The organism is Microcoleus sp. AT3-A2, assembly GCF_036705685.1.
Classification (GTDB): Bacteria; Cyanobacteriota; Cyanobacteriia; order Cyanobacteriales; family Microcoleaceae; genus Microcoleus.
Genome location: NZ_JAUBVF010000001.1, coordinates 57,899 through 84,189, shown reverse-complemented (window position 1 = coordinate 84,189; position 26,291 = coordinate 57,899). Strand labels below are relative to the sequence as shown.

At 45.9% G+C, this 26,291-nt stretch carries 20 protein-coding genes; 7 read left to right on the top strand and 13 right to left on the bottom strand.

Annotated features, from left to right (window positions below; genetic code table 11):
* Positions 1 to 7: 7 nt before the first annotated feature.
* The 4 genes from QUB37_RS00370 to QUB37_RS00355 form a co-directional block, all read right to left on the bottom strand.
* Positions 8 to 2,014 carry a chromosome partitioning protein ParA gene (locus QUB37_RS00370; protein WP_333158025.1) on the bottom strand — a complete coding sequence of 669 codons (2,007 nt, stop codon included), beginning with the start codon at positions 2,012 to 2,014 and terminating at the stop codon, positions 8 to 10.
* A gap of 52 nt (positions 2,015 to 2,066) precedes the next feature.
* Positions 2,067 to 5,075 carry a peptidase domain-containing ABC transporter gene (locus tag QUB37_RS00365; RefSeq protein ID WP_333158024.1) on the bottom strand — a complete coding sequence of 1,003 codons (3,009 nt, stop codon included), beginning with the start codon at positions 5,073 to 5,075 and terminating at the stop codon, positions 2,067 to 2,069.
* A 120-nt stretch (positions 5,076 to 5,195) separates the two neighbouring features.
* Positions 5,196 to 5,945 carry a peptidylprolyl isomerase gene (locus QUB37_RS00360; protein ID WP_333158023.1) on the bottom strand — a complete coding sequence of 250 codons (750 nt, stop codon included), beginning with the start codon at positions 5,943 to 5,945 and terminating at the stop codon, positions 5,196 to 5,198.
* A gap of 273 nt (positions 5,946 to 6,218) precedes the next feature.
* Positions 6,219 to 10,070, bottom strand: coding sequence for a glycosyltransferase (locus QUB37_RS00355; RefSeq protein ID WP_333158022.1), 3,852 nt, complete (start codon positions 10,068 to 10,070; stop codon positions 6,219 to 6,221).
* A gap of 369 nt (positions 10,071 to 10,439) precedes the next feature.
* On the opposite strand from QUB37_RS00355, the gene QUB37_RS00350 reads away from it, so the two are divergent.
* The 3 genes from QUB37_RS00350 (at position 10,440) to QUB37_RS00340 (ending at position 13,926) form a co-directional block, all read left to right on the top strand.
* Positions 10,440 to 12,113: a methyltransferase domain-containing protein gene (locus tag QUB37_RS00350; protein WP_333158021.1), complete on the top strand. Its 1,674-nt coding sequence runs from the start codon at positions 10,440 to 10,442 to the stop codon at positions 12,111 to 12,113.
* Positions 12,114 to 12,188: 75 nt separating this feature from the next.
* Positions 12,189 to 13,058: a calcium-binding protein gene (locus tag QUB37_RS00345; RefSeq protein WP_333158020.1), complete on the top strand. Its 870-nt coding sequence runs from the start codon at positions 12,189 to 12,191 to the stop codon at positions 13,056 to 13,058.
* A 40-nt stretch (positions 13,059 to 13,098) separates the two neighbouring features.
* Positions 13,099 to 13,926, top strand: a complete 828-nt coding sequence (locus QUB37_RS00340; protein ID WP_333158019.1) for a Uma2 family endonuclease — start codon at positions 13,099 to 13,101, stop codon at positions 13,924 to 13,926.
* A 12-nt stretch (positions 13,927 to 13,938) separates the two neighbouring features.
* Here the strand turns inward: QUB37_RS00340 and QUB37_RS00335 are convergent, their stop codons facing one another.
* The 3 genes from QUB37_RS00335 to QUB37_RS00325 form a co-directional block, all read right to left on the bottom strand.
* Positions 13,939 to 14,745, bottom strand: coding sequence for an MOSC domain-containing protein (locus tag QUB37_RS00335; protein WP_333158018.1), 807 nt, complete (start codon positions 14,743 to 14,745; stop codon positions 13,939 to 13,941).
* 105 nt (positions 14,746 to 14,850) lie between these two features.
* On the bottom strand, positions 14,851 to 15,153 hold the full coding sequence (locus tag QUB37_RS00330; protein ID WP_333158017.1) for a putative quinol monooxygenase: 303 nt from the start codon (positions 15,151 to 15,153) through the stop codon (positions 14,851 to 14,853).
* 237 nt (positions 15,154 to 15,390) lie between these two features.
* The gene (locus QUB37_RS00325) at positions 15,391 to 16,068 is read right to left on the bottom strand and encodes a hypothetical protein (RefSeq protein ID WP_333158016.1); all 678 of its coding nucleotides are present in this window, start codon (positions 16,066 to 16,068) and stop codon (positions 15,391 to 15,393) included.
* Between the two features lie 280 nt (positions 16,069 to 16,348).
* On the opposite strand from QUB37_RS00325, the gene QUB37_RS00320 reads away from it, so the two are divergent.
* Positions 16,349 to 16,828, top strand: coding sequence for a hypothetical protein (locus tag QUB37_RS00320; protein ID WP_333158015.1), 480 nt, complete (start codon positions 16,349 to 16,351; stop codon positions 16,826 to 16,828).
* A gap of 118 nt (positions 16,829 to 16,946) precedes the next feature.
* Here the strand turns inward: QUB37_RS00320 and QUB37_RS00315 are convergent, their stop codons facing one another.
* The gene (locus QUB37_RS00315) at positions 16,947 to 17,450 is read right to left on the bottom strand and encodes a hypothetical protein (protein WP_333158014.1); all 504 of its coding nucleotides are present in this window, start codon (positions 17,448 to 17,450) and stop codon (positions 16,947 to 16,949) included.
* A 445-nt stretch (positions 17,451 to 17,895) separates the two neighbouring features.
* Here QUB37_RS00315 and aroA point away from each other — a divergent pair, with 445 nt between their 5' ends.
* The gene (aroA, locus tag QUB37_RS00310) at positions 17,896 to 19,251 is read left to right on the top strand and encodes a 3-phosphoshikimate 1-carboxyvinyltransferase (RefSeq protein WP_333158013.1); all 1,356 of its coding nucleotides are present in this window, start codon (positions 17,896 to 17,898) and stop codon (positions 19,249 to 19,251) included.
* A 309-nt stretch (positions 19,252 to 19,560) separates the two neighbouring features.
* Here aroA and QUB37_RS00305 read toward each other — a convergent pair whose 3' ends face one another.
* A complete protein-coding gene (locus QUB37_RS00305) occupies positions 19,561 to 19,998 on the bottom strand; it encodes a CAAD domain-containing protein (protein WP_333158012.1) in 438 nt (145 codons plus the stop codon).
* Positions 19,999 to 20,194: 196 nt separating this feature from the next.
* Positions 20,195 to 21,202 carry a 2-hydroxyacid dehydrogenase gene (locus QUB37_RS00300; protein WP_333158011.1) on the bottom strand — a complete coding sequence of 336 codons (1,008 nt, stop codon included), beginning with the start codon at positions 21,200 to 21,202 and terminating at the stop codon, positions 20,195 to 20,197.
* A gap of 243 nt (positions 21,203 to 21,445) precedes the next feature.
* On the opposite strand from QUB37_RS00300, the gene QUB37_RS00295 reads away from it, so the two are divergent.
* Positions 21,446 to 22,450 (top strand): ion transporter, encoded by a 1,005-nt coding sequence (locus tag QUB37_RS00295; protein ID WP_333158010.1) that lies wholly within the window; start codon positions 21,446 to 21,448, stop codon positions 22,448 to 22,450.
* Between the two features lie 97 nt (positions 22,451 to 22,547).
* Here the strand turns inward: QUB37_RS00295 and QUB37_RS00290 are convergent, their stop codons facing one another.
* The 3 genes from QUB37_RS00290 to QUB37_RS00280 all read right to left on the bottom strand — a co-directional run bounded on the left by QUB37_RS00290 (position 22,548) and on the right by QUB37_RS00280 (position 24,996).
* Positions 22,548 to 23,282 (bottom strand): ABC transporter ATP-binding protein, encoded by a 735-nt coding sequence (locus QUB37_RS00290; RefSeq protein ID WP_333158009.1) that lies wholly within the window; start codon positions 23,280 to 23,282, stop codon positions 22,548 to 22,550.
* 135 nt (positions 23,283 to 23,417) lie between these two features.
* Positions 23,418 to 24,074: an energy-coupling factor transporter transmembrane protein EcfT gene (locus QUB37_RS00285; protein WP_333158008.1), complete on the bottom strand. Its 657-nt coding sequence runs from the start codon at positions 24,072 to 24,074 to the stop codon at positions 23,418 to 23,420.
* Positions 24,067 to 24,996 (bottom strand): energy-coupling factor ABC transporter permease, encoded by a 930-nt coding sequence (locus tag QUB37_RS00280; protein ID WP_333158007.1) that lies wholly within the window; start codon positions 24,994 to 24,996, stop codon positions 24,067 to 24,069. The genes QUB37_RS00285 and QUB37_RS00280 overlap by 8 nt, the downstream gene beginning before the upstream one ends.
* A gap of 626 nt (positions 24,997 to 25,622) precedes the next feature.
* On the opposite strand from QUB37_RS00280, the gene QUB37_RS00275 reads away from it, so the two are divergent.
* Positions 25,623 to 26,258: a hypothetical protein gene (locus QUB37_RS00275; protein WP_333070590.1), complete on the top strand. Its 636-nt coding sequence runs from the start codon at positions 25,623 to 25,625 to the stop codon at positions 26,256 to 26,258.
* Positions 26,259 to 26,291 lie beyond the last annotated feature (33 nt).

The window sequence follows — 26,291 nt, the reverse complement described above, 5'->3', positions numbered from 1 at the left end:
AACCGAATTACTTAATAGTCTTGAACGTATCCATTTTCCCAGTAAATCGGTTGATAAACATCTGCAAAACAGTCCGCTTGCCGATATTGATATTAGAACTCACGGACATTCCCGACTGCAAGTTAACCTCCACTTCATTTGCCTTGCCCTTGTTCAAAACAAACTTCTGATTGTTGAGCTTAATTTTGGTTTTGAAAGCGTAGTATTTCCGCAGTTCAGTAGGAGGCTCAGCATCGCTGCTAATCTCTATCACTTCACCCTCAGCAGTACCAAACTCCATCGCCGGGAAAGCTTCTACATTCACTTCCACAGGCACGCATTGGTATTTCGTCAAACCCAGTTTCTCTCTGTTAATTTCCTTCTCCGGACAAACGCAAATTTTACCTGTTTCGCAGTCAATCTTTTCTCCGTCTAATTGCTTGCCGTGATACGGCTCCAATTTTGCCCGCTTCTGTCTCAAAGCATCCAATACCAGAGCCACATTGCTGTTTTCCAAGTAAACAACTGCTTCCAAACCGTTTTCGTCATCCAAAACCTTGAGTAGCTTTTCAGTTTGCTGCGCTTCGTAATAAGCTTCTTCGCAGCGTGCTGGGCGCGGTTCGCCCGGTTTCACCACCGAATTAATAATGGATTGGCAGATGGGATCTTTTGCCATATCCAACTTAGCTTTCTCCTTCGTAGAAGGCTTCAAATCAAAGATTACCCCCGATACGGGTGACTTCAGAACTTGAGTGTCGCGGTTTTGTTGAGCCTTTTGTAGCTGAGCGTTCACCTCGGACAACTTTTTCAGGTTTTCCACTTTGAAGCGGCTTAGCTGAGAATCGCTGCTGGCAATTTGTTTCTCGTTTTCAGCAATTTTGCTGTAAAGTTCTTTTGCCCAGGAATCCTTGGTGTTTTTCAACTGTTCTTCGGCGCGGGCGATCGACTCCTGAATGCGTGCTTGCTCTCCTTGCTGGCGCTGTATGTCAGCACTAATTTTTTGGATCTCACCTTGACGCGCGTTCATTTCGCCTCGGCTGGTATTGATTTCACTGAGGCGCGTGTTAATTTCGCCTTTGCGAGCGTTGATTTCACCTTCGCGCTGCTTGATTTGATCTTGCTGTTTGAGAACGTCGCTTTGGCCTCTGAAAACATCTTGCTCTTGACGTTCTTTTTGCAGTTCAGCGATGGCTCCTTCCTCTACCAGGGGGGCGAGTCTGCCTAGAATGTTTTGATTCGACTTCAATACTTGTTGGGATTTCGCTAACTGTTCTTGGGCCAAATCTTTCTGGGCCTGGGCCGATTTTACTTGCTCTTTCGATGAATCTAACTGCTGCTGGGCATAATTTAATTTGTTCTGGGCAAAACCAAATTGTTGCTGTGCGACTATCATTTGATCGCCGGCGGCTTTCTCAGCATCCTGAGCTTGCTTCAGTTGTTGTTCCAACTCCTGAACTTGCCCTTGGGCAGCGGCTACGCGAGACAGAAATTCCGATCGATAATTAACATAAAGTCCTTGCTGAGCAGCATCAAAATTTCCGCTAGCTCCCCGATTGAGGTACAGTTCGTCAATCAAAGCTTGCAGCACTTGATTTTGTGCCGTGAGGCTCTGTCTGTCCTTGATTGTTGATTCTAGGTTAGAAGGAACAGCGCCTTGAATTTTGCCGTTGACAACATCTTCGTAAAATTTATTTTCCTTTTCCAGAGCTTCTTTAGTTTTCTGTATCGATGTTAAATCGGCGCTGGGTGCAAGGGGGTTGAAAGTGAGCAGAGGCTGGTTCTTTTCCACGCGATCGCCATTTTCAACGTGAAGTCTCACCACAGCGCCCGTAGCAGGTGCTTGGATGTCTCTGGCACCATCTTTGAGTTCCAATTGGCCGACAGCGGGGACAGCTTGCTCTACGCTAGCAAAATAAGCCCAAACTACAGCCGAAGTGGTCATCAGCATGATCATCCACAAAAACAAGTGCGACCAAATCGCTGGTTTTTCGAGAATGACTGGTTGCTCAGAAAGTATTAACGATTTCATAGCCATTTGTTAGTTCTCAGTTGTTAAGCGTTAGTGATCAGTTGTGAGTTGTTAGAGATCAGGTATTCGATGACTCTTGTTGTTGGAAGAGGCAGTAGTAACGCCCTTTAAGAGCCATTAATTCTTTATGACTTCCCCGCTCAACTACAGAACCTTGATCCATCATAATAATTACATCAGCGTTTTGGATGGTAGTCAGGCGGTGAGTAATGAAAAACACCGTGCGGCCGGCGAAAGCTTCTGCTAAGTTATTGCAAACTTGGCGTTCGGAATGGTAGTCGAGGGCGCTTGTAGCTTCGTCCAAAATCAGCAGTTTCGGGTTTTGCAAAATCGTCCGGGCGATCGCCAAACGCTGTCTTTGACCTCCAGAAAGCGAGGCACCCCGCTCTCCCACCACCGTATTGTAGCCAGCAGGCAAGCCCATAATAAAATCGTGAGCTACCGCTAATTTTGCAGCTCGCACAATCTCATCCGTACTCGCATCGGGATTGCTCAGAGCAATATTTTCCTGCACAGTACAGTTAAACAGCAAAGTATCTTGCAGCACTACCCCAAGTTGGCTGCGGAGCGAGTACAGTTCCACCTTAGAAATGTCATAGCCGTCAATAAAAATCCGGCCCGACAGCGGCGGATAAAGACGCTGCAACAGCTTCATCGCCGTACTTTTACCGGAACCGCTTCCCCCCACAATTCCCACAAAACTGCCAGCGGGAAATTCCAAATTAACATTAGCCAATTGCAGTGGCCCGCTTTCGAGGAATCGGAAGGAAACCTCCTCATAGGTAACCTGCCCTTGAATTGCAGGCAGCGGGATATTGCTCCGGTCTTCATCGCTGGTTTCCGTCGGCGTATCGACCACATCCTTAAGCATATCGATCGACATCGATACTTCTTGGAAACTCTGCCACACGCTCACAAAACGCAGCAGCGAACCAGTCACGTTCCCGGAAATAATTCGGAAAGCAATCAACTGACCCAGAGTAATCTCATTTCCCAGTACCAAATAAGCTCCCACCCACAACTGAGCTAAGTTACCCACCTGGTTTAAAAAGCTGCTAACCGTACCGGCCGCAGTTCCCGTGATAATTGTTTTAAAACTGGCTGTAATGTATTTTGCGTAGCGGCTCGACCACTCCCAGCGGGATTTCAATTCTATATTTTGAGCCTTAACAGTTTGAATCCCGCTGACTACTTCCACTAAATAAGATTGAGAGTCAGCAAAACGGTTGTTTCTTTGTTTGATCAGGCGCAGCACCAGCGGATTGATTAGAACAATCATCAGCCCCAGTATCGGTACCACTGCCAAAGATACTGCCGTTAGCTGCACGCTGTAAGAGAGCATCACGGCGACGTAAACCACCGAAAATACCGCATCGAGAACCACTGTCAGAGCTGTACTCGTCATGAATTCCCGAATCTGGCCCATCATGCTGAATTTGTAAACCAGATCTCCCACGCGCCGGTTGTCAAAGTAATTTTGGGGCAGCCGGAGCAAGTGGTCGATTACCTCCGCACTCAATTTGACATCGATGCGGTTTGATGTGTCTATAAACAAAAAGGTACGCAAACCGTTGAGTAGTCCTTCAAACAGAGCAACACCTAACAGAAATGCTCCCAAAATATCCAAGGTGTCAATGCTGCGCTGACCTAAGACTTTATCAATAATTATTTGGCTGATTAATGGGTTGGCAAGACCAAATAACTGTACAAAAAACGAAGCGAGCAACACCTCAAAAAACACTGTTTTGTGTTCCATGAGAGCCGGCACAAACCACCAGAAGCTGAACTGCTCTTTTTGCTCAACTTGCGGAGCTTGCAGCAGCAGGACTTCTCCTGATTCTCCCCAGATTTCTTTAAACTGAGGTATCCGCTTCCGCATCAGCCCCTGTTCGGGCGTGGCGAGCACCAATTCTTGCTCGGTGATGCTGTAAATAATGGCAAAGGTATCTTGCCATTTAATCATTACGGGGGCTTTGATGCGGTTGATGGCTTCTGCTGGCACTTGCGCCAATTGGGGCGTGAGGCCGATGCTTTGAGCGATCGCCCCGCAGGCTTGCATACTGATAGAACCAGCGGTTTTTAACTGATTTTCTAGAACTTTGCGGATGATATCTCGACGAAATTTGAGGCCAAAATACTTACTCAACATTTGGAAGCAAGCAAGCGGGCCCTCAATCTGCCCTTTGGCGCGGAAAACTGGGTATCTCCCGGCATCCTTTGGTTGGTCGCCTGTTGGTTCTGGGGGACGGTCAGGGCCGGGTTTAACCTCAATGAATGTTCCGCTGGGCGGATTCTGCCCTGGGCCTACTGTCTCTGTCGTGCCATTTAATGACTCTGTTTCTGGTTGGGGTTCTGGGGCTTCCCGGAAGCCGACCAAGCGGGCGCCGAGGCGGCCTTCTACTTTTAAGGATTTGGCTGCGTTTTCCACCGAGAAGCGGCTGCCGGTGGGAAAGTCGCCCAAGACGCCGCTGCTGACGAGCCAAAATCGATCGGCATCTAGCTCTTTGGCGATGTCTTGAGTTTTTTTGTTGCCGTTTGGTACGTTGACAACTGTCGCATCTTGCCAAGCTTGCAGGGTGAGTTCCTTGAGATTGGAAGTGCCGTCGGCTTGGCGCTGCAATTCCAGGCTCAACAGTTCAAATACTTCGCTCAAGGAACAGTGTTCCCGAAAGGCTTCTCCAAATGTCGGCTGTTTTTCGAGTACGCTCAGGAAATCTTCTGCCGGTAGGACAATCGCGATCACATCTGTAGAGGCAATCGCCGTTTCGCAGGGAACTCCCCTGAGCAAGCCAGCCCAGCCCAGGATTTCCTTCGACTGCACCAAGCGTAAACTTACGTGGCGTTGCGAGCGCTGGTCAAAGCCCAGCAGCCGGGCCTGGCCTTGATAGATAATTGCCACCTGAGTCGGCATTTTTTCCCGTTCAAACAGGGGTTGCCCCGTCCGGTAGCCGAGGAGTTGGCATTTAGCCACCAAGGCTGTCATAGCCGTCTCTGACAGTCGGTCAAAGGGAGGTGTTTGAGCTAGGAAATCCTGAATTTGGGAGAGGGAAACAGCGGAAGAAGTCATCCAATTTTAGATTTTAGATTTTAGATTTTAGATTGAATCCAGGGGGTTTTTGTCAGGATGCTACGCTTTTTTAAGTCTCCACGGATAAATCCGGGGGCCCCTGACCAAATTGCTTGATTGTCATGATATTGAAGACACCGAGGAGAGGGGCTGTAGCGGGCCTATTTGCGATATCTGTTCGGCGAGCCAGCTTTCAAAGAGTTCGTTAATCAAGTGCAGCCGCATCGATTCATCGAGCTGGGCCGGCATGAACTTTTCTAGTCGAATAATTACCATCCATTCTGCCAGAGGACGCGGCGTCCAGAGTTGATTTGGCTGGCTGACGGACAAAAGTTTGCTGATTGCCGGGTGGGGCTGGCTGAGGGGTACTGGACCCAACAAGCCGCCTGACTTGGACTCCGGCCCTTCGGAATAGTCGCGGGCCACTTCAGCAAAGGTTTGTTCCCCTTCGAGGATGCGAAAGTAAAGTTCGTTTGCCAGTGCTGGATTTTTGGTGCGTACCAGGGAATAGACTACGTGGTCTAGGCTGGCTTTGCGGGTTAAAAAATAATTATCTACTTTAGGTCTCCAAGTGGCTTGCTTAAATTTTTCGATCAGCAAGGGCCTAACGGCCATCTCTTGAAGTTCTTCTTCCGTCATATTTTGGCCGCGCAGCCAAGCTTCTTTGGCTTCGGGGGCTGTCAGTTGGTGTTGTGCCAGAAAGTCAAGGACGGCGGATTTGCGTTCTTCGTCGCTGCAACTAAAGGATGCGATCGCTTGGTCTACTATTACACCCCGCAAGAATTGTGGCATCAACTGATAACGCTTCAGGAGCGATGGCATATCCTGAGCTTGCAGTAATTTATCGCCTATTTGAAAAAGTCCTGTCATTTTTTTATCTCCAACTGACTTGCGCTTCCCCTTTTAATTTAGCTGTGGCAGGAAAAGAGCGACAACCACTAACCCCTCGATTCCCCGATGATAGCAGACCGTCAGTGGGCTAGCGCTATTGCTGTCTATTTCTTGACGCTCTGCCTAGCGAGGGGTTCCCCGCGGGTCTCAGAATGGTAACGGGATGCGAGAGTGGGAGAGTGGGAAAATCTTCCCTCAACATCTATCCGTTAAATCCCGTACACTGCTTAGTTGCTGAACTTCCTTCTTCCTTCACTCTCGGAATAGTCTTTCAAAGAGTGTTTCGAGTTGGGTCGAGCAAGCGCGACTGTCGAGATATTTGGGGTTTGCCGCCATTTTGTGATCGATTCGATCTCGGTAGTGCCGGCGCAGTTCTGGGTTGGTTCCCAGTGCTATGCTGAGCTCTAAATAAGAGTTCTCGCTGTCTGCTACCAGTTCCGGAATTAGCAGTTCTTCGATCACGGCGGCTGATTGTCGCGATCGAGTTGTTTGCCCTTTTCTTACCACTACAGGCAACCCAACCAACAGAGGTTCTGCTAAGGAGCAGCCACTGCTGTATGGATAGGAGTCTAAATATATATCAGCCAATTCCAGACATTTTATGCAATCTGCGCGAGATGGCAGCGCCTTAATCACCACTAAGCGCTTTTTGTCAATACCGTATTTGGCAAAGAGCGATCGAATTTGGTTGTAAAAAGGCACCTTCGGATAGTTTTCATTGCGCGAACGAAAGGGATACAAAACTAAAATAGAATTTGGTACCGCCGCAATAATTTTTGCCCAAGTTTCTCTCAATTCTGGGATAATTGTAAAAGCTTGAGCCCCGGACATGAACACTACAGATTCGTCGGTGGCTCCCCAACTCCTGCGAGTCGGTTCAACTGTGGCAGGTGCTGATCCTACAGTATAGCTTACACAAACTCCCGACCCTTCTAAAGTAATTAATTTTTCGCGATACTCTGCTGCTGCACCTACAGGCAATGTCAAATCTCCAGCAATGAAATAATCGATATTTCGGGCGCCTGTGGTTGCGGGGTTTGATGCACCCGTAGCTATTTGCACCCGCGCTAATCGGTGCAGGCACAGCAGCGCGCTTGGTTGAGAAGTGTCGGTAGTATTGGTGCAGATTAGCAGAATATCTAGATCGTGCGATCGCATTTCTCGGGCTTGATTTGGCAAATCTTCTGACAGTTGCACCAGTTTGTCGGCGCCATTTTCGCAATATTTCCCCAGTCGCTCGTCTTGTACCTGGAAATGGTACACGATTATTTCAAATTTGCTTCTGTCTAAATATTCAAAACTTGAAATTGCAGCACGAGTCTCGGATTTATCACTAATTTTATCAAGCAAAAAACCCACTCGGATTTTATTTTTTCCAGATTCTCTATGAGGAAAATTCCATTCTAGTTGACAGCCGATAATTTTCAAATAAAATTCCAGAATATCAGCTCGTTGACTCAATATATTGAGCAGATTGACATCGCTCAAATGCAAAGCTTGGAAGCTAACATTTTTCGCAATAAAAGCCGCTAAATAACGCCAAACGTCTGAATCGGGAAAACTGGCGATATTAGCTGCGACGTACTTGATTAACTGCTGGAAATATTCAGAGTACCTTTCTACTTCCCCGTTTTGTTTAAAATAACGGGGAGACTGAAATATAAATTTCAAAAAGTCGTCAAAAAACCACTGGGGAATCGCTGCATTGTTATACTCAAGTGGTAACTGATAAGCGTGGCGGTACAGCATCGCTGCGAGGAGATGTGGCATCTTATCGGCAATTTCCCCTCCTTCAGCAGCAAGTTTCGAGGATAACTGCTGGACAAAACGTTGTTCTTCCTCAGTTAAAGTTTCATTTTTGATACCGCTATTTAGTAGCAATTTGTGAGCTTTCCCCATGTCTTTCGAGTAAGCACTTTCTAATTTTTTCGATGGCAAATTTAGCCAATATTCAGCTAGCTGTTGGCGGTATGGGCGCAGCGCGAGAAGAGGCTGTTTTGAGGGGAATTTATTGTATTGCTCAAGCAGTGCTGACAATTCCGATAAACTCGGTTGGGTTCTCAATGCCAGCTTTTGGCGGATTGTCTGTTTGATTTGTTGATCCAGGAAACTATAATCAGGACTATTTAGTAGTTTTTTGTAAAATCTTACTACATCCTTATGATTTTCCCCAGCAGCGAAGTTTTTCCAAGTTTGTTGTTCGGGATGAATCCGCAGGGAGGACAGTTTTTCATCTACAAATCCGATGTGATAGTTCCCCATGATCCGCCACCACATATCTAAGTCTACATACTGAGATAATCCCGAATCAAATAATCCTATTTCTGTAAATACTCGCGCGGCAATTAAGACGGTACTCGGTTCGCCAATTTTGTTTATCGGGTTGTTCAAGCATTTAGTATCTGCGAGTAATTCTTTTCCTGGCTGAATAGATTTTAAATTCGACCAACTTTTATGCAAATCTTTAATTGATTGGGAAGCTCCGCGCAAAATTGGGTTAGATTCATTGTCAGCTATGGTGATGCCGCGCGGGGAGAAAACCATACCTATTCTGGGATTTTCTTGGGCGAGTGCGACCATTTTCTCAATACATTCTGGTGCGAGCAAGTCGTCTTGAAATAGAAATTTAATGTATTCACCTGTTGCTTGAGAGATGCAAAAATTCCAGTTTTGTGATAAGCCGTAGTTGCGGTGCAGTATGATGCGGAAATCGACTGAGGTTTCTGATTGGAATGATTGGGCGATCGCAATTGTGCGGTCTGTGGAGCCGTCGTCGGATATAATCAGTTCTATGTTAGGGTAGGTTTGGGCCAAAGCACTTTTGATTGCTTCTCCAATAAATGCTTCTCCGTTGTATGTCGGAATGCAAATGCTAACCTTCGGCTGTCCGTTTAGCAGCTCTGCTTTTGATTGACTTTGTTGCTGTGCTGGTGGCAAGTTAGCCCTTATTTTGGCAGACTTCGCTTTGGCTGTTCCTGACAGAGGTATGCTTTGAAAGTTATCGGTAATCTCGGCAATATATTCGAGACGTTTTCTAATTTTCTTCCCTGTAACTTGCGGGTTAAGTAAAGTCTTAATTTCCTCAGCAGCTATCGCTCCCACTTGTTGAGCTTCCCGGTGATTGTTAAAGACGTACCGCATTAAATCAGCAGCGTGTTCGACATCCGCTTCGGCCCAAACATTGCCTTTTTTGTAAGGCCCGCAATCTTGCTCAATTGGGATTAACTTATACTTGACTAAATAGCTATTGCAGACATTCATAAATTCTGTATTTGATGAATAGCCGGTGGCAATTACAGGTTTGCCGTAAAACATGGCTTCAGCCATTGTTAAGCCAAATCCTTCGCAGCGGTGCAGCGATACGTAGCAGTCGCAATTATAGAGCAATCCGTTAAGTTTATTTTTGGACAAATACCCGTCTAGATGTTTGATATTTGAATTATTTGCTATGGCTAAGTTTAAGGATTTTTGCGCCGCTGAAAATTTGTTGGAATTAGAAGATTTGATGACCAATAATACGCTGTTATCTTCGCCAAAAGCTTGCTTAAATGCTTGAATTGTCGTTAAAGTATTTTTGCGCTCGATGCGGCTGGAAAAGTCGAACACAAACAAGAAAATAAATTTATCTTTAGGTAAATTCAGTGCTTCTCTGTTAAGGGAAGGTGCAGAGAGAGCAATACTGGGCATGATTTTGATAACGGGAATTGGCGAGACTGCGGAAATTGCCTCGGCGCAATAGTTGCTGTAAGTCCATATTTCGTGAAAGTTATTAAATGCTGGCTGCCATTCTGGGGGAAACTCGGGAAGTTCCCAAGCCCAAAATCCGATATTGTATTTGTTTTCAAAATAGCTGGACCCTGTATGTTTGATAAAGGTTGCAACTTCATCGGCATTGACTTGAAGTAAATTTACGGGATGGGGATTGTCTTGGCTAAAATTTTGATAAGTGGTGTCTTGTTTGCGGTGGGGACTGCGGGTAAAATTGTTGATAACGAAGGGAATGTTGGCGGCTTCTGCGGCTCTGATGTTGGCTCGGACACCTTCTCCTATGCCAAATTCGCCGCTGATGTAGCCGGCGATGTTAATTCCTAGATTTGGACTCATAGTTTAAAATGTATTCAGCAAATTGTTGGGTTTATTTTTGGGGAAAAAGCCAAATTAATTGAGATCCTCAATCGCGCTAAAAGAGGCTAGGGGTTGAGAATAAATTATAATTTTGCTCAATATTTGCTAAGATACAGCAATCTTTGCAGGATGGGTAAATAAGATTAAATGAACCGCAGAGGGCGCAGAGAACGCAGAGGAAGAGAAGAGGGGGAAGAGAAAGAGTTGGCAACAGAAAATTTGGTGCTTGACAAATGTGCCGATCGCCATTGTATACTGGCATCGCAATGCTAACCTTCGGCTCGTATTCTGTTGGCATGGGTGGCTCGGTTTTATTTTACGATAAACTAATCAGGAATTTTAGAGAAAGTGATCGATCGCGTCAACCACGACTTCTTGAAGCTGCTACCGCCGGATGCTAAAGTCATTGTTGAAATTGGCTGCGGTACGGGCTCGACGGGCCAAGAGTACAAGCTGATCAATCCCCATTGTCAGTATATTGGCATTGAATGCGATCGAGAAAAAGCTAAAATTGCAGTCGATCGGCTAAACTGGGTGACGGTAGCTGATATTGAAGAAATTGCCCTCGAAAGTTTCGACATCGCCCCAGGAACCGTCGATTGTTTGGTTTTTGGTGACTTGCTACCCTACCTCAAAAATCCCTGGGAAGTGCTCAAGCAGTACAGTGGTTTACTGAATCCAGAGGGGCAAATTCTCGCCAGAATCCCTAATGTTCAATACTGGCGGCGGATTGTCAATCTGTTGCGGGGACAGTGGGAGAATCCCGACAGTAAGATGCAGCACTGGTTTACCCTAGAAAGTATTAAATCACTATTTGCTCAGGCCGGATTGCAGGTTTATGAATTTCAAGGGAAGGGACACAAAACCGAAAATTTTGTCCACTTTCAGGAATTATTGCATCCAATGGTAAAGGCTTTAGAGCTCACATCGAGCAGCTTTGCTACGGAAACCGGTGCTGAACATTATATCGTGCGATCGACCAAATCGACCGTACCTGCCCGCAGACTGCTGATTCAAACTATCATTATGGCTCCTACAGGGTGCGATCGCGTGCGAGTTTTGGAACCGGACAAATTTAGCGCCACAATTCCCGGTGTCCGCACGGTATCCCACGTCAAAACAGCAGAATTAATTCCGCCCCTGTCTGGAGAAGAAAAAGTCTTCATCTGGCAGCGGACAATCATGCAATATCCCGCCTATATTCCCAAACTCAAAGAACTGCTGCAACAAGGCTATTTAATAGTAGCTGAAATTGACGACAATCCCATCCGTCGCCGCGAATATGCAGATAATAATTACCTCAGCTATCGCGGCTGTCACTGCGTTCAAACTTCTACCGAACCGCTAGCAAAAATTTTGCGGCACTACAATCCCAATGTTGCCGTATTTCCCAATCAATTAGCTTATCTACCGCCCCCGCGAATTTATCCGATTGAAGATACAGTCACAATCTTTTTTGGTGCGCTCAACCGCGAAAAAGATTGGCAGCCGATTATGGCAGCGCTCAATCGAGTTTTAGTTGCACACAAGCACCGGATTCGAGTTAAAGTAATCCACGATAGCAAATTTTTTGAATCATTGAAAATACAACAAAAAGAATTTGAACCCTTTTGCAGTTACGAACGGTATCAAGAAATCATGTACAGTTGCGATATCGCTCTGTTACCGCTCGTTTCCAACCCGGTTAACGAAATGAAATCCGACTTAAAATTTATTGAATGTGCAGCGCGGGGAGTAGCGGTACTGGCGAGTCCCACTGTTTACGAACATTCGATTGTCGAAGGTGAAACCGGATTGATTTATAGATATGAAAAAGAGTTTGAAACCAAACTAAATTCGCTGATTTCAGACACTTCTATGCGCCGAAAAATAGCCGCGAATGCTTACGAATGGGTGCGGGACAACCGCTTGCTGCGTGGGCACTACCGGCAGCGGCGAGATTGGTACTTACAGATGCGGGACGAGTTGCCACGTTTAAATGCTGAGTTGCGCGATCGTCTGCCGGAGTTATTTGGTGACTAAGTGCGGTAAGATTTATAGGGTTATTGTGCGATCGTTCTGTTTTATTGTTTAATTTCTAATTGTTACTCCACACCAATGCGAATTCTCTTCACTATTGCTCACTTTTACAATCCCAGCGGCGACGGGAAACACGCTTCCCAGCGAAATGATCCGCAACCACGACTAAATGCTTTAACGGCTTGCGTGACATCGCTGCAAGCTTTGTACGGCAAATCTCAGTCCATGATTGACATTAGCGAATGTGCAACTATCCCAGCAAATCAATCTCAACAGCACGAAATTGACATTGTTGTTTGCACTACTCAAGGTTATCATCTGTTGCCTCAGCTCCCAGTGCAGCCCAGATGTTTTATGCACCACGCTACAAAATGCGAACCGCTGCTGTTGGGGTTTGAGTGTCAAGCAGTTTTGCGAGCGTGTCTTAACAAATACGATTATTTCTGTTATTTGGAAGATGATTTAGTGCTGCATGATCCGTGGTTTTTTAGTAAATTAAAGTGGTTTACGCATCACGGGGGAAATGGAAATTTGCTGCAACCTAATCGCTATGAAATAGCGCCTAAAGGCGCGGTTTTTAAAGCATATGTTGATGGGGATTTAGCAGACTCAGCGACTTCTCCGTTTCAAAATGTAGAGGAGCAGCGGCAGTTAATGGGAAAAATCATGGAACAAACAGTCGCTTTTGAGCGGGCCTTAAATCCTCATTCCGGCTGCTATTTTTTGAATGCGGAACAGATGGCACACTGGGCTAAGCAGTCTCATTTTTTGGACAGGGATACTAGCTTTATCGGCCCGCTGGAAAGCGCGGCAACTTTAGGAATTATGCGGACTTTTAGAGTTTACAAGTCAACTCCTGCTTATGCTAATTTTTTGGAGGTTCAACATTTTGGAACGAGTTTTCTGAACTTGATTGGTAATAAGGTGAGGGTGCCGGAAGAAGGATGAGTTAAGATATTCAGGTAAGCTGCAATACTTGAGAGGTAGCATGACCCCGGCAACCGAAAAGATTGTCCTTCCCTCTCCCTTCCCCGACCACACTCAACTGCCAGAGGAAGACGGCACTTTTGTGAAGAATTTTCAGGAGCATCCCCAGAGCATTATTTTGACTGATTCTATCGGGTCGGTATTGCAAGGGCTTCATCCCGATGGGCAATATGCTATAGGGCAAGACTGTGGCATCTATTGGCGAGAAACAGACCCGCTTGAAAAGGGAGCAGAAGCTCCTGATTGGTTCTACGTGTCCAACGTGCCACCAACATTAGGAAATCAGATTCGTCGCTCTTACGTGCTGTGGCGGGAATTCATGGCTCCGATGATTGCTTTGGAGTTCGCATCGGGAGACGGTTCACAAGAGCGAGACAGAACGCCGCTATCGTACTCAGAAGTCGAATCGGCACCAAGACCTGGGAAGTTTTGGGTCTATGAGCGGATCATGCGGATTCCGTATTATGGCATCTATGAAATCAATAGTGGCAGGCTGGAGGTTTACAGCCTGAACAATGGGTTTTACCAGCAGTTGCTTCCGAACGATCGCGCTCATTATCCGATCGCGCCAATGGGCGTAGAATTAGGACTGTGGCAAGGCAGTTATCAAAACCAGACAATGCTGTGGCTGCGGTGGTGGGACAGCGAGGGCAATTTGCTGCTGACAGGTACAGAACGAGCTTCCTTAGCAGAGCAGGCTTTGAGTGCAGAAGCCCAAGCACGGCGGGATGCCATCCCTCGGTTGTTGGCAATGGGATTGAATACACAGCAAGTGGCAGAAGCACTCGGTTTATCAGTAGAGGAAGTTAGGCAGCATTCACAATCTTAATGTTGCTTTTTATTAATCAGAAGTCAAAACATCCCCGATTTTAACTGTGCCGCTGTTGATAATTTTGGCTAAAACTCCTGTTTGTGCGTGACCGAATTCCTTTTGGAGTAAACTGAGTAGGGAAATATCCCGATCGCCCGTTTCTGGATTCACTTCTATATTGACACACCGACCGATTCGTGCTGTAACTTCTATGCGCGCTGTGCCTAATTGAAACTGTTTTCCGATCAACTCAAATTCTGACCAAGCTGCCATATTTTCTAGCACAATGTTCGGGCGAAATCGGGCCACATCAATCTTTTGAACAGCGATTTCTGTTAATTGGTCTAATGTGGCTTGACTGAGTAAAGAAATGTGTACGGGTTCTCGATCGGGATAACGAGTTTCGCCGCTGGTGTCACCGACTAATTGCAAAGGTTCAAACTGCGGGTGTCTCGCTTCTTTTGTGGGTTCAATTGCCGCCAAATATTCGGTGAAAAAACTGCCGATGCGATCGCGCCCCGCTGCTGTGTTCGTTTCTGCTGATAACACTGCAACTCCTTCACGCTTGACTGTTAAAACGGCCGTTTCCGGTTGATAATCACATTCCAAAGCTGCTAAGAGAGGCCAATCGTTTTGGACAGCAAAATTTTTTTTGCTCATCCAAGGCATATTTTGGGCGGGCATCTTTGCAGCTTCAAGATTATCTGCAAACATTAAGGCAAAAGCTCGATCGCCCTTAATTCCGTGTCCTGCGGTTAAAGCAAACTCCGACATTTCTTGTGGCGTCAGCCCTTTTATTGGATAAATAAATAACTGTTTTATTGTTGCTAATGTCATGATTTTTTTATTTAAACTGAATTCTTGTCCCCCCCTTTTTAAGGGGGGGTTAGGGGGGATCGAAAGTGTGTCACAAACATTAATAAAATTGCTATAAAAACCCGATTAAGCTAGCAATTCATAGCGACGGATATCTGGAGGCCCAACGGCCAAACCGTCTAATTTCTGCACGGCGTCTTGAATGTGAGTTGAACCGAGATGTAGTTCGAGCAAATCTGCACTTTCCCACTCTTCAACAAACGTAAAATCTGTGGGATCGGCTTGATTTTGCAGGAGTTCGTATTTGATGCAGCCTTTTTCTTTGCGAGTGGGTTCCATAATGCTCAGCAGCAGAAGAGATTTAAGTTCTGCTACTTTGTCGGGAAAGGCGACGAGGCGGGCGACCACTCGCAAGGTTGTTTTGGACATAGGAGAAAAAAGTCACAGATAGGACGATCGAATTTACCGATTTTTATTTGGCAAACTCAACTATAGAAGATTTTACTTAAAATAACCTACACAGGTCGATCGGTCAACCGCAGTAAAATCAGTCCTAGACGCGCTCAATTCTTAGACACCCGGTTTCTTGCCAAATTCTTCGTTACTAAGCGCAGAGCGTCGTATAAACCGGGTTTCTTGAGATATTTTGGCAAATATCGGAGGCACTCAATCTTTGGGATAAAATCGCTTGTTTTCTGTAGAATATTCCCAGGCGAGATCCTCCGGGTCTTTTTCGCGGCTCCACTGAGCAAACTCCGGCTTAAGTTTCCACTTGCCGATCGTAGTTGCGTGAACTTTGAACCTGCGGGAGAGTTCCGTCTGGGTAAAAGAGATTTTGGGCTTTTCAGGAGTCTTGGTTTGAGCAATGGGGAATAAATTTGGTTTTTTATCTTGTGCTTTTTCCCGATTTGTGGGAGGCTCTTGAACAGCTATTCCCGCATTAGCTGTTTCGCTTTGATTGACAGGTGGAGCTATTTGAAAATAATACAAAATTCCGCCTTGTTCCGTCACTTCAAAATCTGCGGCAAACTCAGAGGCTCGTTCGTCGAGATACTCTTGAACCTTTTCTCCGGGGAGTTTCGCATTCATCGCCAAATCCAAAGCCGTAACTCGCCCTTGATTTTCCTTGATCAACTTATAGAAAACCGAGTCTAAATGAGCGAGTTTATTTTTTTGCTGCTGCTGATAGAGCTTGTAAGCCAAAGCAACGCCCGCTGTGGTGGCGATCGCCCAAAACATCCTTCCCGACTCGAAACTGGCAACCGCCGTCAAGGAAATAGGCAAAAGCAGGGTAAGATATCCCCAAATGCTTCCCTTCTTTAGGTTATTGCTGTTTTTGACCATAGTTCCTAAACAGGTACGTAGTTTAGCTTAGTAGAGTGTGTCTGAATGCCGCGAAAGTTTCTCGACAGTCGATATATCGATCGGCCCGCTGACACACCCAAAAACGGATACTGTGCCGCGTACACTCGCCTTGTGGACAATCCCTAATTTTAGACCAAAGTTCCAGCTCCTTTGATTCAATGTCGCAAGTAAATCGAAAATCGAAAATCGAAAATCGAAAATCGAGTGACGCACTCTACGACAAAATCCCAGAATCTACTTTTTTTTCAACCGAGGGTTCATGTACTTTTTTCGCAAACAGATTGCCATCCTGCTGATAGTTGTTGCTTGCTGTACGCTGACGATTAGTTGCAGCGAGAGCCGAGCTGTCCAGTGTACTAAATTTACTGAAATTGTCAACAAAGGCAACGCTCTCATTGATGTTGATAAAGACAGCAACGATGCTGCAACGACCGACAACTTAGCTAAAAATTTGAACCTGATAGCGAATGAACTTCAAGCTCTGCGAATAACAGATCCAACCCTGAAAGAAATTCAGGAGCCATCGGTTAAATCCTTCCAGGAAATTAGTCAAGCACTCGGCGACATAAGCAAAAGTCTTCAGGCTGGCAATCTCGCTTCTACAAGTATAGAAGGTCGAGAGCAAATCCAAACAGCTCAAGCAGATATAATTAGAGCAGGCCAACAGGCAAATCAAGCAGCCGCAAATCAAGACGCTTTGACTAGCAAACTGATTAATTATTGTAAGAGCGATCGCTAAAGGCTAAGAATTTTGAGTTTTGAGATGGCCGCGCGAACCCCAACAACCCACGGGGGGTGAATGAATTGGAGGAATGCGTCGCCTTCACCTACTATCTACCGCTTTGCAATTACCCAATTTAGTGATGAATTTCTAAATTCAAAATATAGCGACCGAGTTGCACTTTCTCCGACCACAACTCATATTCTAACCGCAGGTGTTCCGGTTCTGGCGTTCCTGTCAGCGTCAAGTTGCGAGTGAAGTTGCGGAGTCGCAACTGTTCGGGAGTCGCCAGCGATTCGCCCTGAAGCCAATAACGGCTCAGGCCGTACATTCCTCGTTCCCAGCAGTGGCGGTAACTGTATTTGCCGTTTCCTTGCATCGTCATAATGACTCGATAGGGCGAAACTTCTAGCCAGAGCAACCGGGGTTTTGTAGTTGGGGGCAAGATTGTAACTGGCTCGGCAGATGCGTCGGAGTCGTCGGAAAATTGGCGATCGATGATGGCTGGTTCATGCAACAACAAGTGAAAGCGATCGCGGTCTTTTTGATAAAGCGTACCAGCGGTTTCAACAACTGACCACAATGGTAAATCAGTGGATACGAGCGATAAACTTACAGGCTTGCGGTGATGCGTCAGCATAAATAAAAGTTTAGGAGTTGTTGTGGATCGGGCGGTTTGAGATTTGAGATTTTAGGCTTTAGATTTTAGATTTTAGATTAGCTGGGTTCCAAATTCCGGAGCTTTTGCTTAAAAAAATGAAAAATCTACAACTGGCAATCGAAAATCGAAAATTGTTTAGTCAAAATTCAATCATCTGGTCGATAACTCAGAGCTGGACATGAAATCTAAGCATATACACGGATAATATTTGTGAAATTAATGTGAAATTAATGTGAAATCCGTGCCGTTGCGTCCGCACTCCCGTGTCATCGATAACTGACAGCGGAGTCTCTGGGCGAGTTTTATCAGGCTTTAAGTTAACCGGACACATTGGGAAAAAACCCGCAGGCCGTACAAAAGACAACTGACTTAGGACTGGGAAAAAGGTAGGATAGCTAACGCCATCCAATCCTAGTTTATCTCAATGCAAGCTGACATTATAACTACTACGCTTCTTGACAAAAGCCAAACTTTAAGAATTCAAAAACCGGCATCGGGCTTGTCGCTGGTCGGGAGGATTCGAGTTCCGGGCGATAAGTCGATTTCTCACCGAGCTTTGATGTTGGGTGCGATCGCCCAAGGTGAAACGACAATTGAGGGACTACTCCTAGGAGAAGACCCCCGCAGCACGGCTAAATGTTTCTCGCTCCTGGGAGCCAAAGTTTCTGAACTCAACGCGGAACGGGTGACAGTCCGGGGCGTCGGAATTGGCGAGTTAGAGGAGCCTGTGGATGTCTTGGATGCAGGTAATTCCGGCACAACGATGCGGCTGATGTTGGGAATTTTAGCCTCTCATCCGGGGCGTTTTTTTGCGGTAACGGGTGACAGTTCTTTGCGATCGCGCCCCATGTCGCGCGTCATTAAACCGCTGCAACAAATGGGAGCGCAAATTTGGGGCCGAAAAAGTAATTCTTTAGCTCCTTTAGGGATACTCGGACAGCAGTTAAAACCGATTCACTACCATTCTCCGATCGCCTCGGCTCAAGTTAAATCTTGCATATTGCTCGCCGGTTTGATGGCAAGCGGAGAAACTACAGTCACAGAACCCGCTCTGTCGCGGGATCACAGCGAGCGGATGCTGCGAGCGTTTGGAGCCCAATTGAGCGTCGATCCAGAAACTTGTAGCGTGACAGTCACTGGGCCGACACAACTGCAAGGGCAGAATGTGATTGTACCGGGGGATATTAGTTCGGCGGCTTTTTGGCTAGTTGCTGGGGCGATCGTCCCGGGTTCGGAGATCGTCGTCGAAAATGTCGGCGTCAACCCAACTCGTACAGGCATTTTGGAAGCTTTGGAGATGATGGGGGCCGACATTGAACTGCAAAATCAGCGAGAGGCGGCTGGGGAACCGGTAGCGGATATTTTGGTTCGCAGTTCCGGCCAATTGCGGGGATGCACCATTGCTGGCGACTTAATTCCCCGACTGATTGACGAAATCCCGATTTTGGCCGTAGCGGCGATCTTTGCATCGGGTACTACAATAATTCGAGATGCGGCCGAGTTGCGAGTCAAAGAGAGCGATCGGCTGGCCGTGACTGCTGCCGAACTCAACCGCATGGGAGCCAAAATTTCCGAGTTACCCGACGGTTTAGAAATTACTGGGGGAACTCCTTTGATCGGCGCGGATGTTGACAGCTACACCGACCACAGAATAGCGATGAGTTTGGCGATCGCAGCCCTCAACGCCACAGGTATTACTAACATTCACCGGGCAGAAGCTGCTGCCATTTCCTACCCCGACTTTACCGCCACTTTGCAACAAGTGTGCCATCCAAATTAAGATTGGGCATTGGGCATTGGGCATTGGGCATTGGCCTTCCCAGGGCATTGGGCATTGGGCATTGGTTGCTGGTTACTTGTTATCGGTTATTGGTATAGCCTCACAAATAATACCAATTCTCCAAAGTTATGCAACAGTAGGGAGATCCCCCTAAATTCCCCTTAAAAAGGGGAGTATGGGGTTGACTTTGATTAACTCTTGTCCCCCCCTTTTCAAGGGGGGCTAGGGGGGATCTCCACTGTTGCATTCTTTTTTAAAATTGGTATAACCACTAACTAATGACTAATGACTAATGACTAATGACTTCCTCTAAGAATCTTTACCTACAACTTGTTCTTTTAAAGAATCAATTTCCGTTAACAACTCTTGGCGATCGGAAGCCTTGAGCAGATAGCGGTAAACAAACCAACCCGTATATCCCATGCCAATCAACTCAAAAATTGGAGCTACCAAAGGGACATCATTAAGAGCACCTAAAACTCCCAGCATTACCTTAATACTAATACCGCCTGCCAGAATTAAACCAACAGTTATGAGGGGCTTTTGGTAGTCAGCAAAAAAATTGGAGAGATAGGCTGGAAGCTCCGACAAAATTGTAATAACTTGGTCTTTAATATCTTGGAACTGGCTCGTCGGTGTTTCTGTGGTTGTCACTGTAGTCATGACCCCCGGTTTGTCCTCCACCAGATCTACTGTCACGACATCAGTGATTGTTTGTGTCTCGTCCGAAAAGTTAGCTTGTGTCATTGGATACTTCCTCCGTTGTCAGGTAAAATTGCAGGCTGTGAATTGCTGCCAGTATAATTGTCCGGCAATTAGCACAGCATCCGCGCTGCAGGGACTAATTGATGAGACTAAGGCAGAGTTTCACAAATTGCAAGCAAAAATAACGATATGACTTGATTTTAAACAATTTCCCTCGTTGCCAAATCGCTCTTTTGACTCATTTTTTCACTTGATCGAGGTCGATTTGATTCGGGCAAGGGCGTCCTTGTTCAAAGTCGGTGATATTGCCGATCGTGGTTTCGGCGATATTTTTCAAAGCTTCCTCGGTGAAGAAAGCTTGATGTCCGGTAATCAGGACGTTGGGGAAAGTCAGCAAACGCTGAAAAACGTCGTCTTGGATGACGTGATTTGACAAATCTTCAAAAAACAGATCCGTCTCTTGTTCGTACACATCTAAACCGAGGTAGCCAATTATACCAGACTTTAGTGCTTTGGTAACAGCTTTAGTGTCAATCAACTGACCGCGGCTGGTATTGATCAGCATCATCCCCGGTTTCATTTGCTCTATCGCCTCTGCACCGATCAAATGGTAAGTTTCCGGTATCAGCGGACAATGGAGACTGACAATATCAGAGGCGGCGAATAGTTCCGGGAGTGCGACGTATTCCATGCCTATGGCGAGGCAATCTGGGTTTTGGTAAACATCGTATCCCAGCAGGCGACACCCGAATCCGTGCAGAATTTGGGCAGTAATTGCGCCAATTCTGCCTGTTCCGACGATTCCCACCGTTTTACCATGAAGGTCGAAACCCAACAGGCCATCTAGGGCGAAATTGCCTTCGCGGACGCGGTTGTATGCCCGGTGGATTTTGCGGTTGAGAGACAAAATCATGGCGACTGCGTGTTCGGCCACTGCGTAGGGAGAATAAGCAGGAACTCGGAGGAGAGTTAGATTTAAATCCTTCGCTGCTGCTAAATCGACGTGATTGAATCCTGCGGATCTCAGGGCCAGCAAGCGGACGCCTTTTTCGGCAATGGCAAGCAGCGTTTTCGCGTCCAAGGAGTCGTTCACGAACGCGCAGACGGCCGGAAATCCAGCAGCCAAAACGCTGGTTTCCAGGTTCAGACGTGGTTCAAAAAAAACTAAATCGTGTTTGCCGCCGACATTCGCTGCTTCCAGAAAAGTGCGATCGTAGGATTTGGTATTAAATACGGCTACCTTCATGATTTTTGCCTGCAAATCCAGTAATAGTTGGAAATTTTTTCCAGATTAACTCTAAATTTTACTAGAGCGCCGTTGCCCCAAACAACCCACTTTCCATGAGAAATATTGAGTTTCGTAACAAGAGATCTCTGAAGACACCAAATTTTTAGTTTGAGGGCAACTCCTGCTTAATTTTTGGAATTTAATTGCTTATACTGTAGTCAAGCGCGATCGTTAATTGCTAAAAATTTAGGACAAACTCAGATGCGTAGAAAAATCAAAACTATAATTTATGAAATTTTAGAAACCTCAGATTCAAGCAATTTATACAGTTTAGCAGATGATATTTTCATATCTTGTTTAATTCTGATCAACGTCGCAGCTTTCATTGCTTCTACTTCGCCCACATTGTCGCCAGAACACACATCCTTTTTGGCAAACATCGAAATTGTTTCCTCCTTAGTATTTACAATAGAATATATTTTAAGGCTGTGGGTGTCCACAGTCGATCGCAGATACATCCACCCGCTTTGGGGAAGATTGAGATATGCTCTTACACCCCTAAGTTTGATAGATTTAATTTCCATCTTACCTTTTTACTTTTTGCTGTTCTTTCCTAGTTTAAACTTCGTTAATTTAATTCGTGTCCTGCGCTTGTTACGGTTGCTAAAAATGAGCCGTTATTCTCAGTCACTCAGAACTCTGGCAGCAGTATTGTACGCTAAAAAAGAGGAGTTAATTGCCACTGCATTTGCAGTTTTTATTCTGTTAATATTTGCCTCTAGCGTCATGTATTTTGTTGAAAATGAGGCGCATCCAGAAACTTTTGCGAGCATACCCGATGCAATGTGGTGGGGAGTTGTGACCTTAACTACTGTCGGTTACGGTGATATTTATCCAATCACTCCTTTAGGGAAACTTTTAGGAGCAATATTAGCATTTTTGGGAATCGGAATTTTTGCGTTACCTGCGGGGCTCATTGCTGCGGGTTTTTCCGAGGAAGTCCAAAGGAGAAAGCAGGAAAAAATGGCGGCTAATTTAGAGCAATCGGCGAATTGTCAATCGGTGAAAAGGCTGGCGGAAATCGAGGTCGGGTTTGGCCAAAAACAAAGGGCGATCGCGCTTCACATCGAAAGTTCGTCAGAGTTGATGAAAATGTGTGTTCAAATGGCAAAACAGAAGTTAGGAAGTGAGTTCCAAAACGAACAAATTCTGCGCGATTTAGCTATTCATCTGTACAATGAAGCCCTCAGCAAATTCGAGCTGTAATTACAGATATATATTGCCTGTGATTGCCACCCAATCGTTACGATAGCTTGTGGTTTGTTATGACTGCTTTCTGTGATGACTAATGACCAATGGTTGATTACCAATCTGGCGGCAAATTGTAATATTCTAGAGTTGATTTATCTGCCAGCAAATCTTGGGTTTTTCGGTCAATTTTAATCTCACCATCCGCCAAAACTAACGCCCTTTGAGTCGTTTTCCCAATCCAATTCAAATTGTGAGAAGCGATCAAAATTACCTCGATCGGCAATTGGGACAAAACCTTAGCCAAGTGACGCCGCCACGAGGGATCGAGTCCGTTCGTCGGCTCATCTAAGATTAAAATTGCTGGGTCTAATGCTAAAATGGCTGCCAAGGCTGCTAATCTTCTTTGGCCTCCTGAAAGTTCGTGGGCCGAACGGTTGGCAAATTCTACTAAACCAAATTCGTCTAATAGCGATAAAGCTCGATCGCGCGCAACTCCCGGCGGCACTCCGTAATTGCGGGGGCCGAACATGACATCCTCTAAAATAGTCGGCATAAATAGCTGGTCGTTAGCATCTTGAAAGCAAAATCCAATCTGCCTCCGCGCCTGCGATAAAGTCGCCTCTTCCAACTTTTTTCCCTGCACTCTAATCTCGCCCGATTGAGGCATTTTTAATCCGATCAAGTTTTCGAGCAAAGTGCTTTTACCAGCACCTGTCAGACCGAGTAGAGCAACTCTTTCTCCCGGTTGCAAAGTAAAAGAAATTCCCCGTAATATTGGTTTTTGTTGGGGATATCCGAATACTAAATTTTCTACTTCAATTGTTGGCACGGATTTGAGTTTAGTCAATTTTTATTTGCCTCGATTTTAGGATTAAGAGTATTTAACCGCAGAGAACACAGAGACCGCAGAGAGGGGAAGGGAGAAGGCAAAAGGTAGAGGCATGAATGAATCAGTTACCAATTACCAATTGCCCCTTCTAAATTACCACTTACCATAAGAAGCTATTGTTAATCCGGCTGCCATTAAAATTGCTACTTTCAGCCAGAGTCGCTCTTTTGGTGTTGATTTTGAGTCAGCAGGTAAAGCTCCTTGATAGCCGCGAATTAGCATGGCTGCGTGTACTCTTTCTGCCCGATCGAGACTTCGCAAATAAAGCGCTCCGATCATGGAAGCGCTGGCGTAACGCAGCCATCCTCCGGTGCCGGACAAGCCCCGGAGTTGGGCAGATATTTTCATGCGGTTGACTTCTGCCAGCAGGATTTCTAAGTATTGTCCTGTTAAAAGTACAATCTCTTGCAAACCTGCTGGTAGGGGTAATCCTTTGAGGGCGATTCCGAAACTGTGGGGTGGTAAAGTTAGCAGAAAACTGTTCATAATTAGCAGGCAAATTAGGGAACGCAGCAACAGAAAACTGGCGCGTTCCCAACCTTGGGGCAGCACTAATAAAGAGAGAAAAAGCAATTCTGCTCCCAATAGTTGCGCTAGGGTTCGCACCGGAGCCCTGAGCCAAAACGACCAAAAAAGTGCGATCGCCCCATAAATTCCCAGCCACAGCCAAGCACCAGTCTTCATAAAACCAATGCCGATGACAATTGTCAAAGACAGCCGCAATCGAAAAGGTATGGAGAGTTTAGACATCTTTAGGTTTTACCACCAACTGAGCAATGCCAAACGCCGCACCGAAGCTGAATGCAGAGCCTAAAAGTCCAGCAATGCTAGTACCAATAGGCTGTTCTTCTAATCCTTTAACTGTGTAATCTGCTAAAGGAGTAGGGTTTTCGATCGCCACAGCTTCTTTATCTTTAAAGCCGTGTTTTTCGGCTACCGCTTCTAACCCGTCAGGCCAACTTGAAGCAAACAGCGAAAGCACCCCCGAAATTAATAAAACTCCGATTACTGGCACTACCCATTTCTGCAATTGTGGCTGTTCTCCCGGCAGTAAATCCGGCCGCACTTTGACGAGATAAGTTAAAACGCCACCTGTAATTACCCCTTCGCCAATCCCAATTAAAATATGTACCCCTACCATTGCTGGCAATGCGATATTGAGCGCTACTGTTCCAGAAATTGCCAATTGGATCGCCACACAAATTGAAGCAGCCACGACGCTGAGGCCAGCGGCGATACCTGCAGCTAGGGGCAAACGATTTCTGGAACCTCCCAAAAGTTGCTGCAATGGCTGCAACAGCCACCAGCCAACCCAAATGCCAACTAGCCCCATGTTAAAAATATTGGCTCCCAAGGCGGTGATGCCCCCGTCGGCAAACAAGACGCTCTGAATTATAAAAACTGTACTCATCGCTAAAGTTGCCGCCCAAGGACTCCCCAAAACGACGGATGCGAGCGCCCCTCCCAACAAGTGACCGCTGGTGCCGCCAGCTACGGGAAAGTTGATCATCTGGGCTGCAAACACGAAAGCTGTAGTTAAGCCCATGATTGGGGCTTGTCGAAGTCCAAGACTGGCGCGGGTTTTATTTAGGGCAACTGCAATTACTGCTGCGCTTGCTATGCCGGTGGCAATGGCTACTGGCGGTGAAAGGAAACCATCAGGTATGTGCATCTATCTATCCCAAACGAGAGAAGTTCCAACTCTTTAGTCAACTATTTTTTACAAAAATTTAAAACCCCCTCTGGGGGCATTAATGGGTTCGAGCGATCGGGGGATTTGCGGCGGGCGATCGCTTACTCGATATAGATTCGGGCTTCCCAGCCAGAGTTTTGAGGATGAGAAATGTAACATTAAATAATCCTGAAGAATTATTCGGATATTTTACCGACCCCCCCCACATTCAAGCTTTTTGATAAGAATTATCAATGTTTGTTTACAGATTCAACTGCCAAATTGTATTCACCGTCAAGCTCAAGCAAGAATATTAAAAAAATATAAAGAATATACTGAAAATCTCTCATTGGTTTTATTCTCAACTCTTGAGAATAAATAGCATTAAGTTTTTGACGAGCGCAGCAGTGAAATTAGCAGATAGCTAGTCACAGCCCAAGTATTGCGTGTTAGAGAAACTAAAAAGTCTAAATTATTGCTAATTTATATAGTTAGCAGTATGTTTGCGGTTGTCGATCGTGCCAATGTGCGATCAACGACCCCACGAGCTGCATTATCAAGAAACTCAAAATACTAATGCACTTATTCTCAAGTAATTTTCCGCACAACCTACAGGATGTTTGCCAGTGGTGCAGCACTCAACCCAAGACTCAACTACCGATTTAGTTCCATCTGAATTTCCCAAACAGTTAGATATCGCTCAAGTTTCTGTCTACGGACTTAGCTTTTTATCCGCTGGTTTATTTCTGTTTTTACCTTTAGTTAACCTACTGCATCCAAGCCCTTGGCAGCGGTGGATGGGAACCATTCACGGCATGGGCGCAATGTTGGCATTAGTGGTAATGGTTTATACAGGACATTTGGCTTTTCCCTTGTTGAGAGGTGTCCCTAAAATCTTGCCACAAATGCGTACATTAGCCTTTTGGTCAACTCTTTTGAGTTTTTTAGCCATTGCTACTGGCAATTGGGCTTATATGCGGTATCGAGCAGGCATAGATTTCGGCGGAGCTAGAGCAGCGCTGAAAGAAAACTCTCCTCTAGCGCAGTACGTTTTGATGGAATATCACGAATTTAGCGTGCTGTTTACATTGCCTTTAACAGTAGCTTGTGCGTGGATTTTGTGGAACTACGGCAACTCGATTTTAGAAAAGCAAAATCGCCCAGTTTTAACCGCTACCTGCGTGGCTTTGATGGCAATCATGTTTTTCGCAATGGGCGGCATGGTGAGCGGACTTGGTGTTGCTAAAATTCACGCTCTATAGTCAGTGGTTAATAGTTATTTGAAAGTAGTGGCG

Excerpts from the sequence above, each read along its gene's own strand:
- QUB37_RS00325 (WP_333158016.1), bottom strand. The coding sequence starts at position 16,068 with ATGGTCAAAAACAGCAATAACCTAAAGAAGGGAAGCATTTGGGGATAT.
- QUB37_RS00280 (WP_333158007.1), bottom strand. The coding sequence starts at position 24,996 with ATGCACATACCTGATGGTTTCCTTTCACCGCCAGTAGCCATTGCCACC.
- QUB37_RS00345 (WP_333158020.1), top strand. The coding sequence starts at position 12,189 with ATGCGAATTCTCTTCACTATTGCTCACTTTTACAATCCCAGCGGCGAC.
- QUB37_RS00305 (WP_333158012.1), bottom strand. The coding sequence starts at position 19,998 with ATGACACAAGCTAACTTTTCGGACGAGACACAAACAATCACTGATGTC.
- QUB37_RS00365 (WP_333158024.1), bottom strand. The coding sequence starts at position 5,075 with ATGACTTCTTCCGCTGTTTCCCTCTCCCAAATTCAGGATTTCCTAGCT.
- QUB37_RS00355 (WP_333158022.1), bottom strand. The coding sequence starts at position 10,070 with ATGAGTCCAAATCTAGGAATTAACATCGCCGGCTACATCAGCGGCGAA.
- QUB37_RS00340 (WP_333158019.1), top strand. The coding sequence starts at position 13,099 with ATGACCCCGGCAACCGAAAAGATTGTCCTTCCCTCTCCCTTCCCCGAC.
- QUB37_RS00295 (WP_333158010.1), top strand. The coding sequence starts at position 21,446 with ATGCGTAGAAAAATCAAAACTATAATTTATGAAATTTTAGAAACCTCA.
- QUB37_RS00315 (WP_333158014.1), bottom strand. The coding sequence starts at position 17,450 with ATGCTGACGCATCACCGCAAGCCTGTAAGTTTATCGCTCGTATCCACT.
- QUB37_RS00370 (WP_333158025.1), bottom strand. The coding sequence starts at position 2,014 with ATGGCTATGAAATCGTTAATACTTTCTGAGCAACCAGTCATTCTCGAA.
- QUB37_RS00320 (WP_333158015.1), top strand. The coding sequence starts at position 16,349 with ATGTACTTTTTTCGCAAACAGATTGCCATCCTGCTGATAGTTGTTGCT.
- QUB37_RS00335 (WP_333158018.1), bottom strand. The coding sequence starts at position 14,745 with ATGACATTAGCAACAATAAAACAGTTATTTATTTATCCAATAAAAGGG.
- QUB37_RS00330 (WP_333158017.1), bottom strand. The coding sequence starts at position 15,153 with ATGTCCAAAACAACCTTGCGAGTGGTCGCCCGCCTCGTCGCCTTTCCC.
- QUB37_RS00285 (WP_333158008.1), bottom strand. The coding sequence starts at position 24,074 with ATGTCTAAACTCTCCATACCTTTTCGATTGCGGCTGTCTTTGACAATT.
- QUB37_RS00360 (WP_333158023.1), bottom strand. The coding sequence starts at position 5,945 with ATGACAGGACTTTTTCAAATAGGCGATAAATTACTGCAAGCTCAGGAT.
- aroA (WP_333158013.1), top strand. The coding sequence starts at position 17,896 with ATGCAAGCTGACATTATAACTACTACGCTTCTTGACAAAAGCCAAACT.
- QUB37_RS00300 (WP_333158011.1), bottom strand. The coding sequence starts at position 21,202 with ATGAAGGTAGCCGTATTTAATACCAAATCCTACGATCGCACTTTTCTG.